The organism is Streptomyces sp. V4I2, from assembly GCF_030817655.1.
GTDB classification, from domain to species: Bacteria; Actinomycetota; Actinomycetes; order Streptomycetales; family Streptomycetaceae; genus Streptomyces; species Streptomyces plumbiresistens.
Map to the genome: position 1 here is coordinate 10,421,139 of NZ_JAUSZM010000003.1, position 12,961 is coordinate 10,434,099.

Annotated in this window: 7 protein-coding genes and 4 pseudogenes; 4 read left to right on the forward strand and 7 right to left on the reverse strand. The window is 68.5% G+C overall.

What is annotated here, in order from left to right:
• Nucleotides 1-404 precede the first annotated feature (404 nt).
• Nucleotides 405-827, forward strand: a pseudogene (locus QFZ76_RS48835) (lamin tail domain-containing protein); the annotation flags it as partial.
• Between the two features lie 341 nt (nt 828-1,168).
• Nucleotides 1,169-1,504, forward strand: a complete 336-nt coding sequence (locus tag QFZ76_RS48840; RefSeq protein WP_307679718.1) for a hypothetical protein — start codon at nt 1,169-1,171, stop codon at nt 1,502-1,504.
• Nucleotides 1,505-1,680: 176 nt separating this feature from the next.
• On the opposite strand, the gene QFZ76_RS48845 is transcribed toward QFZ76_RS48840, so the two are convergent.
• The 3 genes from QFZ76_RS48845 to QFZ76_RS48855 form a co-directional block, all read right to left on the reverse strand.
• Complete coding sequence (locus QFZ76_RS48845; protein ID WP_307679719.1) at nt 1,681-1,890, reverse strand: hypothetical protein; 210 nt, start codon at nt 1,888-1,890, stop codon at nt 1,681-1,683.
• A gap of 528 nt (nt 1,891-2,418) precedes the next feature.
• Nucleotides 2,419-4,275: a sensor domain-containing diguanylate cyclase gene (locus QFZ76_RS48850; RefSeq protein ID WP_307679720.1), complete on the reverse strand. Its 1,857-nt coding sequence runs from the start codon at nt 4,273-4,275 to the stop codon at nt 2,419-2,421.
• 670 nt (nt 4,276-4,945) lie between these two features.
• The gene (locus QFZ76_RS48855) at nt 4,946-5,617 is read right to left on the reverse strand and encodes a recombinase family protein (RefSeq protein WP_307679721.1); all 672 of its coding nucleotides are present in this window, start codon (nt 5,615-5,617) and stop codon (nt 4,946-4,948) included.
• Nucleotides 5,618-5,875: 258 nt separating this feature from the next.
• Between QFZ76_RS48855 and QFZ76_RS48860 the strand changes: the two genes are divergently transcribed.
• On the forward strand, nt 5,876-6,412 hold the full coding sequence (locus QFZ76_RS48860) for a transcriptional regulator (protein WP_307679722.1): 537 nt from the start codon (nt 5,876-5,878) through the stop codon (nt 6,410-6,412).
• Nucleotides 6,409-7,703 (forward strand): annotated as a pseudogene (locus tag QFZ76_RS48865) (MFS transporter). Before QFZ76_RS48860 ends, QFZ76_RS48865 begins: the two are co-directional and overlap by 4 nt.
• An 88-nt stretch (nt 7,704-7,791) precedes the next feature.
• On the opposite strand, the pseudogene QFZ76_RS48870 reads toward QFZ76_RS48865, so the two are convergent.
• The 4 genes and pseudogenes from QFZ76_RS48870 to QFZ76_RS48885 all read right to left on the reverse strand — a co-directional run bounded on the left by QFZ76_RS48870 (nt 7,792) and on the right by QFZ76_RS48885 (nt 12,482).
• A pseudogene (locus QFZ76_RS48870) lies at nt 7,792-10,912 on the reverse strand (Tn3 family transposase).
• 130 nt (nt 10,913-11,042) lie between these two features.
• Nucleotides 11,043-11,277 (reverse strand): annotated as a pseudogene (locus tag QFZ76_RS48875) (RNA-directed DNA polymerase); the annotation flags it as partial.
• A 433-nt stretch (nt 11,278-11,710) separates the two neighbouring features.
• The gene (locus tag QFZ76_RS48880; protein ID WP_307679723.1) at nt 11,711-12,208 is read right to left on the reverse strand and encodes a transposase; all 498 of its coding nucleotides are present in this window, start codon (nt 12,206-12,208) and stop codon (nt 11,711-11,713) included.
• Nucleotides 12,192-12,482, reverse strand: coding sequence for a transposase family protein (locus QFZ76_RS48885; protein ID WP_307679724.1), 291 nt, complete (start codon nt 12,480-12,482; stop codon nt 12,192-12,194). Before QFZ76_RS48885 ends, QFZ76_RS48880 begins: the two co-directional genes overlap by 17 nt.
• Nucleotides 12,483-12,961 lie beyond the last annotated feature (479 nt).

The following is a 12,961-nucleotide window of genomic DNA, read 5'->3' on the forward strand; positions in this document are numbered from 1 at the left end:
TACAGCCCTGACCGGTATGACGTTCGCGCCGCCCACCGCACGGCGAATCTAAGCGTTCCTGTTACGCACTTTTGGGTGACGGTCTCGCACGCAGCGGGTCGGCGCGGCCTGACGATCAGAGATGACGGATCAGTGCCCATAAGGGGTGCCAGCCTGCACAGGCGTCAACTTGATGCATTAGACGCATAAATGGACGTAACAGGCGAGAGTCACAGCAATGTGGGCGAACAGTAACGGAGCGCGCCTCTCGCGGTCACAACCTGCACAGCACGGCCATGGTCTGGAGGCGCGGCCGACCGGCCGCCACCCGCACACCGCACCAGCCTGTCCCACCCGGCCCGCTACCAGGCCCACAGGACAGGCGGGTGCGCTTACAGCCAGGAGATTTTGTGTCTTCTTCCACGGTGACCGCCCGTCGTATCTCCGCCGCCGCTCTCACGGCCGCCGCCATCGTCGGCGCGGCGGCGCTGCCAGCGACGGCGGCCGACCACGCCCGGCCGGACCACCCCAAGGTGGAGATCAGCGCGGTGCAGTACGACTCGCCCGGCCGTGACGACCGCTCCCGCCGTTCGCTGAACAAGGAGTGGGTGGAGCTCACCAACACCACGCGCCGGGCGGTCAACCTCGACGGCTGGACCCTGGAGGACGAGGACGGCCACACCTACACCTTCGACGCCTACCGCCTGGACGGCCGCGCGACCGTCCGTATTCACACCGGCGAAGGCCGCGACACCAGCACCGATCTGTTCCAGGACCGCCGCAACTACCTGTGGGACAACAACTCCGACACCGCCACCCTGCGCAACGACCGCGACCGTTTCGTCGACTAGGTTTCCTGGGGCGACGACCAGGACGACCGCGGTGACCGGGGCGACCGGGGCGACCGTGGTGAGCGCCACCAGCGCTGACGCTCAGGCCCGCGTGCCGGTGACGATGGAACACGGCACCCGCAGCACGCTCGTGTGAGGCGGCGGCGCACCCGGCCCTGAAGACTCGGGTGCGCCGTCGGCCTGCGTCCGCAGGCCGACGGCGGTGATCGCCTCCGAACACATCGCCTTCCCCTCCGAACTGGCCGCAGCAGCTTGACGACTTGGCATCGTGAGATGTCTACCTGGACGACCGCTGGAACGAGGGCTGGACCAACGCGTGGAAGCTGTGGGAGGAGATCGTGCCGCTCGGCTACAAGGGCAGCTACCAGCGCGTCCGCGCCTACCTGTACGACAAACGCACCTCGCCACGGCCGGTGACCGCCCGTCCGCCCTCGCCGTGGGCCGTCGCCGGATGGATCCTCCGGCACCCGGACACCCTCACCGAATCGGAGGAGATACAGCTAGGCCGTTCGGACACGCTCCCCGAACTCGACGCCCTCACCCGCCACGTCCGGTCCTTCGCGAGCATGCTCACCGGCCGCCAGCGCGAGCGTCTGCCGGGCTGGCTCGACGCCGTCCGGCAGGGGGGCCTGCCCAGACTCCGTACTCTCGCCGCTTGCCGTGGGGCGGGCTGAACAGTTCGCTCGACCCTGGGTGAACAAGCACGCGAAGCTCCTGGCGGCGACGGGTGACCTCGGTCAAGAACCCGTTGCCGCCAGGAGCTTTACCTTTCCATACAGCCTGAATCCGCGAACAGCCCAACCGCTCCGTCAGGTTGGACAGGCTCACCGACCGGCATTCAGGCTGCCGTTCAGAGGGAGGCGCTGACGCTGGCGTGGTTGTACTGGTCGGCGGTGCCCAGGACCTCGTTCTTGACGGCGTCGATCTGGGCCAGGGCATCCGCGTCGCTGACTGCCGTGGGGCCGACGACGAGGCTGGCGTGCGGGTTCAGGCCGCCGGAGACGTTGTCGAGTTCGGCGTCGGAGATCTCAACGGTCTCAACCTGGGGAGCGGAGTTCATGAGGAAACTTCCCTTCGTATGGATGATCCACAAGGGGGGTGGCCCCGCCGGGGACATGGCGGGCCTCGGCCGCAGGCGTGCGACACCCGTTTCCGGAGACTTTCGCGCGGGCCCCGCAGCGCAGAGATCAAAGCACGGAGCGCACCGGCTATCCAATCAACCGGAATGCAAACTCAGGAAGTTGAACGAAACGGCTGCACATCCGTGCAGGCGCGCGCACGACGTGAGGGCAGTTTCTCCACATGCCGCGCGGCACTGGGACCCGACTTGTATTGCGTCCACGCTTTCGCACGGGACACTCCGCACCAACAGAGCGTTATGTGGCAGGCCCGTATGTAGATACATCGCGCACCGTGCCGCAGTTGCACATTCGATGTGCAGATTCACTGGAGCCGGAAATACCACTCCACCTCGGACACTGACCGTTGTCGATCGGTGGCATACGTATGCCCGCTCAGGACGGCGTACGCCGAGCGCAATGAGGTGGCCCGCGGCGACGGTGTGGACGACAGCCGATTCGCCTTGCGATCAGCCGTCTTGCTGCTGTGGGACCGCCGTGCCGCCGCACTGGGGGTGCTCGGTAGGGTGATCACCGGTTGTGGCGTGCTGCAGCGCTTGCGTCTGGCTCTGGCCGTTGTATTGGTTACCCATGGCCGATCCGGCGGCAGGCACGCAGGGGCGCGCCGCTGATCGGTCCTGACGGTCGCCCTGATGGGCCGGCGGCGGGTCTTGCGCAGCCGGTTCCTCTGACGCCTGGAGAGGAATGGCCGCGTGGTGGGCCTCGGGTGACGGACTGTGGTCGTTTTGGCGGGGTTGGGGGATGTGCATGCGGATGCGTGCTTTGCCTGCTCTTTTGGCCTCGTACATGGCTTTGTCGGCTTGGTGGAGGAGTTCGTCCGGTGTGACGCCGGGGAGGGCTACTGTCATGCCGATGGAGGCCGAGATGAGCGCCTCGTTGCCGGCGATCTGGTAGGGCTGTGTCAGGGCGGACAGGATTCGCTCGGCGACGTCTCTGGCACGGGAGGGGTGTGTCCCGGCCTCTCCCTCCAAAAGGGCGGCGAACTCGTCACCGCCGAGGCGGGCTACGGTGTCTTCGGCCCGTACGGATGCCTGGAGCCGACGGGCGGCGTGGACCAGGAGAGCGTCGCCGACCGCGTGTCCGGCCGAGTCGTTGACGGCCTTGAAGCCGTCCAGGTCCACGAAGAGCACTGTGGGTGGGGCTGTGCGAGTGGTCCGTTTCTGCAGGGCGTGCGCGACTCGGTCGGCGAAGAGGGCCCGGTTGGGCAGTCCGGTGAGCGCGTCGTGGAAGGCCAGGTGCTCGAGTTGTTCCTGCAGGGCGAGCCGTTCGGTCACATCGCGACTGCTGAAGATCATTCCTTCGGTGTGGTGGCTGACTGTCGATTCGACGTGGCGCCAGCGTCCGTCGGCGTGGCGGACCCGGCAGGACACGCGGCGGCCCGGGCCGCGGATGCCTGATGCGGCTTCCTGCCCCAGCGCCTCGACTGCTTGCATCAGCGGCGTCACGTCGTCGGGGTGGCAGTGCAGGGGCAGGCGGGTACCCAGCAGGTCTTCGGGCTGGTAGCCGAAGACGTGGTGGGCGGCAGGACTGACGTAGCGGACGCGGCCGTCCGGGCTGACGATGGTGATCACGTCGCGAGTGCCGTCGACCAGGGTGCGGTAAAGCGCCTCCCGGGTGGTGGCTTCGCGGGTGATATGAAGGTGATCGGCGTGGATGATGCCTTGCCGGATACCAAGCGCGACAAGCAGCGAGCCTGCCAGGACCATGAGGGTCATGTCAGTGTGGCCGCCGACCATGGTGTGGGCTGCCAGGGCCAGGGCGCAGACGGCCACGGGCACGAAAGCGGCCACGACTGCGACGACGGGCATGAGGTGTTGGCCGACGTCCACGACGCTGGTGCCTCCGGGCAGCCATGGAGTCACGGCGATGAGGAGCAGGCCGGTGATCGAGCAGGCCGCCGCGCAAGGAATGCCGTACCAGGTGCCGGGGCCCGGCATGAGGATGCGCAGCATGTCGCCTGCGGACAAAGCGACGAGGGCCAGGGCACCCACCGTTGTCGATGTGCGCTCAGGACGCTTCAGTGCGAAGCGCAGTGCCACCAGAAGTCCGAAGACCACGATGTCCGTCACCACGCGTGCCAGATCCTGCAAAGAACCGAACGCATCGCCGCTTCGGTCGGCGCGATGCAGCAGCAGCACCCAGCCCAGAGTGAGCAGGGAGCCGGCGATCATCCATCCGTCCAGGACTCGCCGCAGCCAGACCAGCGTCGTGCCGCGGTCCACAACCGCGATCACCAGTCCGGCGACCGCCACCACCAGAGACAAGACGATTCCGGTAACCGCCAGCAGCCGGAGGACGAAGTGCACGGCCCCAACGGGCTCCCCTCGAGAGGAAGAAAGCTGACCGACCACGAGATGGTGAAGGCCACCCGCTGCCGCAGAACCCGCAAAGAGTACGAGGCGAAGACGCACCCGTCCGGCGGCGGCCCTGGCACGCCCAAGCAGGGACAGGACGGCCAGACCATACGCAGCCGGCACTCCCGCAACGGCCGGGACGAACAGCGCCGCTGCCGCGCCCGCACTCACAGCGGCGGCAAGCACACATCCCAGCCACAATGTCCTGCCCCGCCCACAGACCGCCGATCGCCAGCCGATACGAACGGCGCGCAACCAGCCCCACCAGCCGGCCTTGCCCAGCCTCACGCAACCCCCGACAGTCATCAAGCCCAAAGAGGGCAGGCACACCGTGTCCGGTCTGCTCTAGTCGAGAAGAGGATAAGAGGATGTCTAGCGGATATCCCAGTGAAAAGTGGTAAGTTCACCTGAAGAACCGATTTGCCCCTATGGGCTGACACCCTTCTGACCAGCTGACCAGCTGATCCGCGCCTCCCGCCCGCTGGGGAAACCTCAGTCGTGCACCGCGCCCACGCCGATTCGAGCGACAGCGCGGCGGTGGCCACGCGCAGCGGAAGGTGCACCGGGTGTGAGTAGTTGAGGTACAGAAAGTGCCGCTGAGATTGATCTTGGTCTGATCTGCCTACTGTGTGGGGGCTTCGAGCTGGCGGGGCACTGCGCTGGCGCGCAGCTCGCGCAGGTCCGGGATGTGGTTGTAGAGCGTGCCCGGCGAGACGCCGAGCAGCTTGGCGATCGAGGTGATCGAGCGGCCCGGGTTGGGCAGCAGGTCACGGGCGGCCCGGATGATCTCCTCGGTGGCGACGCTGGGGCGTCCGCCGACCCGGCCGCGGGCGCGGGCGGCGGCGAGGCCCTCCTTGGTGCCGATGACGATGAGTTCGCGAATGAACTCCGCGAGCGCGGCGAAGACGTGGAAGACGAGCCGGCCGCCGGGGGTGGTGGTGTCCAGGTTCTCGTGCAGCGAGGTGAAGCCGATGCCGCGCTCGCGCAGCTCGGCGACCATGTTGATGAGGTCTTGGAGGCTGCGGCCGTAGCGGTCGAGCGAGGGGACGACAAGCGTGTCGCCCGCGTCGAGGAACGCGTGGCACGCCTTCAACTCGGGACGGAGCGCGTCCTTCCCAGACTTCTTGTCCGCGAAGATCTTCCGGCACCCGGCGGCGGTGAGCGCGTCGAGCTGCCGCTCCAGTTTCTGCCCGCCGGTCGACACCCGGGCGTACCCGATTTTGATCTCGGTGCGCACGAGCGGCTCGGCGACGAGCGCGTCCGCGTCGTGCGCTGGCTCCTGAGTGGTCGTCATGGCCCCGGATCATGTCAGAAAACGGCGGTCCGGAGTTCTTGAACGCCCGAGGTTTTTGAAGGGCTTTTTGAAGGCTCCGAGGGGGCTGGGCGACCCATCGGGAGAGATCTTCAGAAAACGAAGGTTTTTTGACAACTCCCCGGATCGACAGTGGGGTGGGGGGCTTTGACAGAAGGTCTCGCGCGCCGGGCTGCAGATTCTGGAGGTCCGCGCGAAATCCCCTTGCTCAATGGTCAAGAATCGTTGACCATTGCCCGCATGCCTACCGATGATCTTCCCGAGGCGTTTCACGTCACCACGGACGAGCAGCTGCGCGCCGTCTCCAATCTCACGCGTCACCGGATCATGGCCGTGCTCCGCTTCGAGCCCGCGACGATCACGCAGATCGCCGAGCGGGTTGGCCTTGCGAAGGGGAGTTCCAGCTATCACGTGCGGCTGCTGGAGCGGGCCGGCCTGGTGAAGGTGGTACGGACGCGGAAGGTGCGGGGTGTCACCGAGCGGTACTACGCGATGGCCGCGCGGGCGATCGCGCTGCCGGATCCGGGCGAGGGAGGGCCGGATGTGCTGATGCGCCATGCGGTGGCGGACCTGGAGGCGTCGCCGGTGGATGAGCGGCACGTAAGGATGGCGCATCTACGGCTCACCGAGGAGCAGTTCGCGCAGCTGGGGGCGCGGCTGCAGGCACTGGCGGACGAGTACCGGGAGCTGTCCGATCCGTCGCTGCCGGACGCGTCACTCGTCTTCGCACTGTTCCGCCCGGCACCGCGCGAGCAGGCCGAGGGGGGCGCCAAGTGACCTCAGACGTTCGGAAGTTGCCGACCGGGTTCGGACGGCTGTGGACCGCGCAGACGGTGTCCTCGCTTGGTGACGGGGTGTCGCATGCCGCACTGCCGCTGCTCGCGTTGACGTTGACGCGGGATCCTATGGCGCTCGCCGTCGTCACGGCCGCCGGGACGCTGCCGTGGCTGCTCTTCGGGGTGCTCGGCGGTGCGCTGGTGGATCGCTGGGACCGTCGGCGCACGATGTGGGTCGCGGACGCGGCGCGTGCGGTGTTGCTCGCGATACCGGCGGCAGCGGCCGCGCTCGACGTGCTGAGCATTCCGCTGCTCGCGGCCGTCGCCTTCCTGCTCGGCCTCGGCGGGCTGTTCTTCGACACGGCCGCCACGGCCTATCTGCCGGATCTGCTCGGCCGCGACCCCGCACTCCTGGAGCGCGCCAACTCCCGCTTGCGCGGAGCCCAGACCGCCATGTCCGGCTTCGCGGGGCCGCCTGCGGGCAGTGCGCTGCTCGCGCTCGGGCGGGCGGTTCCGCTGCTCGCCGACGCGGTGTCGTTCATGCTCTCCGCACTGCTCGTACGTACGCTGCCCGCCACGCCCCGGCCCGTGACGGAGGTTCGCGAGTCGCTGCTTCGGCAGGCGCGGGCCGGGGCCTCGTACGCCTTCCGGGACCGGGTGCTGCTCGGGCTGGCGCTCCGCCCGGCGGTCGGGAACGTCGCCTTCCTCGCTGCGGAGACCGTCCTCGCCCTCTTCGCGCACGACCGCCTGGCATCGACACCTACGGCTTCGGCCTGCTCCTCACCGCGGAGGCCACCGGCGGCCTGCTCGGTGCAGGCATTGCCTCCTACCTTGGTCGACGACTCGGCATCGGCACCGCACTGACCTGCACAGCCGCCGTCGAAGGGCTTGCCATCCTGGGCCTGGCCGCTGCCCCGAACCCGTACGTCGCCGGGCTGGCGCTCGCCATCTGCGGGGCCGGCATGGGCGCCACGATGGTGCTCGCGCCCTCCCTCCGACAGGCGATCGTCCCCGCCCACCTGATGGGCCGGGTCGCCTCCACCTCCCGCATGCTGGCCATGTGCGCCGCCCCCATTGGGGCCTTCCTCGGCGGCTGGCTGGCCACCACCTACAACATCCGCACCCCGCTCTACGCCGCCGCCGGCCTCCTCCTGGCGATGACGGCCGTCACGGCATCCATGACCAGCAACCGCCGGGTCGAAGCGGCGCTGCGTGCCGCCGCCCCGGCCGGCGGTCCGGATCACCCGGCATCCAAGGACCCCGCCCTGGAGAGTGCACCCGACTTGTTGTGACGCCTGCCGCGAAGGCGTCACAACAAGTCGGGTTTCAGGCCCCCCGCGGGGCGCAACGAGTGGCTGGGGCGGTCGGTGGTGCTGGCCGTCAATCCTCGTCGTCCTCAACGGCGTCCGGGTCCCGGAAGGGGCGCAGGCCCTGGCCGGGACCGCTGGCTTTGATGTTGAACAGGTAGCGGCCCAGGCAGTTGATGTGCCGGTCCTTGAGTGGGGAGAGGCGGGCGACGTCTTCGTCCTTGATGTCGTGACCCTCGGCACGGAGCCGGGCAACGGCGGCGTCCAGGTAGCGGGTGTTCCACAGGACCACGGCGTTGAGGACCAGGCCGAGAGCGGCAAGCTGGTCCTCCTGGCCCTCCCGGTACGCCTGGCGGATCTGGCCGCGGCCGCCGTGGCAGATCGCGCGGGCGAGGCGATGGCGGGATTCCTGCACGGTGAGCTGCCGGTTCATCAGGCGCCGGTAGGTGTTATCGACCAGGGCGAGCAGGTGCATGGTCTTGTCGATGCGCCCGTACTCGGCGAACGCGGCCCCCAGCGGGGTCGGGTGCCCTTCGCGGCCGCACATCCGCAGCAGATCGTAGGCTGGGACCTGGTTGGTGATGAGCGACCCGGCCACCCGGAGCATGTCCGGCCAGTGCGTGGCGATCTTCTTCAGGTTGACCTTGTTGCAGGACACGGCCTCCAGCGGCCCATACCCGTCGGCCGGCCCCTCGCCGTTGGGCAAGTCGGCCCGCCAGAACCGCTGGTCGGCCAGGTCGCGGAAGCGGGGGGGCGAAGCGGAAGCCGAGCATCTTGTACAAGCCGAAGGCCATGTCGGAGTAAGAGGCGTTGTCGGTCGCCACCATCTCCGGGCGCACGCCGCCGTCGAGGTTCAGCAGGGTGTCCAGGGTGTAGAGGCTGTCGCGCGGGGTGCCGCGCACGACCATCGCGCCGATCCCGGCGACCTGGTCGTTGACGGCGTTGAGCCAGGTCACGCCGCGTTTCTAGCCGTAGTACTTGGGCGAGGGCCCGGTGTTGATGCTCTTGACGGGGACGACGAAGCGCAGGCCGTCGACGGAGGCGAGCAGGCCGCCGCCCCACATCTGGGCCAGCTCGATGCGGGACTGGGCGCCGATCAGCGCGGTGTTCGCCCCGGCGATGGTGTCGGCGCGCACGTAGGTCTGGTCGACGTGCGAGAGGCGCGAGCGCGTCAGCGCCTTGTTGTTCGGGTCGATCACCGGGGTCAGGCCGATGTTGCAGCTCTGGGAGACCAGCAGGGCGACCAGGGAGACGAGCAGGCCCTCCATGCGGGTGCGGCGGTCGGAGACGTGGCCGAAGGAGTCGAGGAACCCGGTCCAGGAGTGGACCTCGAACAGCAGGTCCGGCAGGTCGATCCTCGGGAGCATGGCCTCCGTGGTGGTCTTCAGCCAGGTCAGGGACTCCGGCTCGCCCACCGCACCGAGCTTGTCCACCAACAGGCGGGCACGTCCCCCGCCCTCAGGGACGACGACCTCCACCTTCGCATCGTCACCGGCCTCCTCCAGCCGGTCGGCCATCTGCCGCCACGCCGCATCCAGGCCCCGCGTGAGCTGGGCCAGGTGCTGGTCGGCGTCCTCGGTCAGGGACAGGCCCGCCAGGACGTCCGCGCGCATCGCTTCCCACCGTGCCCCGTCCAGCAACCGGGCGCGCGGGTCGGTCCACCGGTTCGAGGGGGCGGCGAACACGTCGCGTCGGTTCAGCGCGCGGTGCAGCTGCTCCAGCACGCACACCACGTACGCGTCCCGGTCGACCGCCCCCTGGGGCAGCTTGGGGTTGGAGAACACCGCCCGCTTCCACATGGCGGGCACCAGTTCGGCGTCGGCCTCGCGGGGCAGCAGCGGCCGGTCCTTGACCCTCCGGCGGGAGAGCGCGGGCAGGCGGCGCACCGCCTTCAGCAGGCGCCGCCCGGCCGGGGCGGCGTCCAGCGCGTCCGACTCGCCCAGCAGGGACAGGAAGGGACGCACCGTGTTGTAGCGCAGGGCCAGCTTCTCCCGCATCGCCGCCTCGGCCGACCCGTCGTCCTCGGGCACCAGGGCCTCGACGGTCGCGACCGCCCCGGCCACCGCCGTACGTGGCACGGCCTCCTCCACCGCCGCCCACAGCGCGGCGACGTCCAGGTCCGCGTCGTGCTCGGCGACCAGGTCCAGTTCCTCGGTGAGGATCTTCGACGCCTTCGCCAGGATGCGGGCGGCCTTCTCCAGTTGCGGAAGCATCCCCAACCGCTCCCGCTCCGATGCCCTGCGCGCGGGGCTGATCAGCCGGTTCGCCATCAGCACCGCGAAGAGGTCGAGAGCGTCGTCGACCGCCTGTGCCTCCAGCTGGCGCACCACCGCCGTCAGCAGCGCGGTCCGCCCCGGCTCCGGTGCCCGCAGAATCGTCTGCGCCTTGCTCAACTGTCCGTACCGGGCGAGCGTGGACAGCCTGTTCACCGGCACCCGCGAGAGGTTCACCCGGCCCAGCGCGAACGCGGAGATCTCCTCCACCCGCTCCATGGCCCGCACCATCGCGGTGCCTGTCGACTTCGTCGGCGGCGTCCGCAGCCGCTCCAGCTCCGAGACCCGCTTGCCCTCCGGCACCACCAGCAGCTCAGCCAGCGTCGGCGCGAGCGCGGGATCGGCCCGGTGCGCGGCGCGGGCCACTGCCTCGTACAGGCGCCGCTCGGCCACGGTGCGGGCCTCCGACACCTGCCGGGCCAGCACCGACGCGCCCGGCAGCAGCACCCGGTTCTTGCACAGCCACGTCACCGCGTGGTTGAAGAGGGCCACCGGCCCCTCGGCGTGCGTCCACGCCCGCCCGTACAGGAACCCGCGGAACTCCCGTCCCCATCGCCGGTCAGTGAAGTCCCGGTACGCGAACCGCTCCTGGATCTCCGCCGCGTGCTCGTACACCGTCGACCGGCGCTCCGGATACCGCTTCACACACGAGGCGTCCGCGATGCCGAGCTGCCCGGCCAGGTACTCCACGGCCTCCCACGGCACCGCGAGCGGGTCCTCACCGAGGAAGCGGCCGATATATCGAACGGTGCAGATCTGTACCGCCACACCAAGGCGGTGCGTGTCCGTACGGCGCAGCGCGATCAGATCGCGGTCGTCATCGTCGAGGAAGAAGAACCGCTCCAGCTCCGGGCGCGTGGGCACCTCGGTGAACGTCCCGTACGCCTCGGCCTGCTCATCAGTCAGAAATTCCACCGGCACGAAGCGGACCGTAGCCAGCGCCGACGCCCGTCCAGCGAGCTTTGCGCGAACCCCAGCAGAGGCTCCGACCGGTGTGCTAGCCGACCATGATCTTTCTCACCGGGATTTCCTGCACGCCAACTACTCACACCCGGTAACGCTCGGCCTTCAAAAGGTCGATGATCTCCCGAATTCGTCCCAGGCTCATCCCGTCGGGTGTCGCCCCGTCGACCCCCGGGCGTCATCGCTCCGCCGTTGGCGTAGATGCGTCCGTAGGCCATCAGGAACAGCTGTTCGCTGAACAGCTGCCGATACAACCGTTCCAGAGACAGACCGCGTCTGCCCCTGTCGCTCAGGACACCGAGTACTGTGTCAGCGCTCTGCATTTCGCATACCTCCCCGGTGTCGCCGGTGTCTGTACCACCTGTGCCCCTTCGCCCTGCGAGCGGCTTTCCCGCTCTCCTCGGCCGGGCGTGACTCCGGCGACTACTACGGGCACTCCGTCACCGCCAGCCGTACTGGGACGGTGATCCCACGTTCGTCTCTGACACACGATCAGCGCGGCCCAGGCGCCCCATTCATCTCCTTCAATGCCCTCGTTGGGCATCGCTCCCGCCGCGAAGGTTGACCAGGGCGAACCAGTACGTCCCCGGTCACGACGGGCACCGGTTTCAGGTGCCGTTCCGGTCGCAGTAAATTGCTGCCGCTGGAGATTGGGGTTCAGGCAGTCAAGCTTTCGCCATACCGCGCGGGTCCCCCGGCGCACCGCCCCAGGCACCTGGGCCCGGCCGCCGGTTTCCTGGCATGCTGTGGTCCCCTTCACCTTTCGGATCCGGTCAGCCATCGGACCCAGCAGACCTCCCTTCGAGTCTGTCCCGCCTTCAGCGGGGATGTGTCAAAGCGCCTCGTGGCGCACTGGTTGGTCTTGATCACGGCGATGTAGTGGGCCTTCTTGGTCTCGACCAGCCAGGAGATGTTCGCTTTGACCGAGTGCAGGGCGTCGAAGGTGACGATGGTTCCGGTCAGGTCCAGTGATGCCAGCAGCGGACGGAAGTGTGTGGTCTCGTTCGTCTTCGCGCCGACTTCCACTTGGGCGAGGGGCACGACGGTGCCGTGAGTGACCGCGGAGAGCAGATGCCGGCGTGGCGCGGTGGGACGGGCTGATCCCTTGAGTGCTTTGCCGTCGACAGCGATCGCGCGGGGCCCGGACGCGGAGGGTGACGGCGCCTGGGCGGGTTCGGTGGCGGCGCGGTGCCGGTCGGCCAGGTAGGCGCCCACCGCACGGTCCAGGGCGTCACCGTCAACAGCCCCCAGCACACGGCCGATCGTGGCCGGTGACGGAGTGCGCCGCCATGAGCAGGTGGCGGCAGATCCCGATCACTGCCAGGAGCGCGTTCGAGGCACGCTGGCCCCACTCGGCGAGTTCATCGATGCCCTTCGCTCCCGAGACGACCGCGCAGGCACACACCAGCAGGACCGCTGTCAGCGAGTACCACCGGCCCTGGTGTGCGCGCGGGTCGGGCACCGAGTCGAAGTAGGGGCGCAGGTCGGCGATCCGGCCGGTGTCCAGCGGACCCAGTTTCACCAGCACGGCAGGGATGGGAGAGGATGCAGCAGCAGGCACGGGCCACCTCATGATCATCTGGCTTAGACACCACAATGATCACGAAGCCCGTGCCTGCTCTGCTATGCGCCCCAACCGGTCACAACCCGACCAGCCGCGCTACCCCGGAACTTGCAACCACCCTGTCGGTGGCCCCGGCGCGGCGGCCCCGCCCGGCGTTACAGCGTCCTGGAGTCCGGCCAGGTCACCACGGGTGTGCGGCGTGGTCGGGCCGCTGACATCGCCGTTGCTCCGTCGGATCCGAACCGCAGTGGCAACGTTGTTTTTCAAGGGCGCCTACGACCTCACCAAGAAGCAGTCCGAAGGTTTGATCTTCTGAAATCCGATCAGACTCGGCGACCGTTCACGCGGGATAACCATATGCAGTCGTTACTGATGTTATTGATGTCACCTCCCATGCACGGACAGATTTTAGTCGCACATTAAATCAAAGATGGCCGAATTCA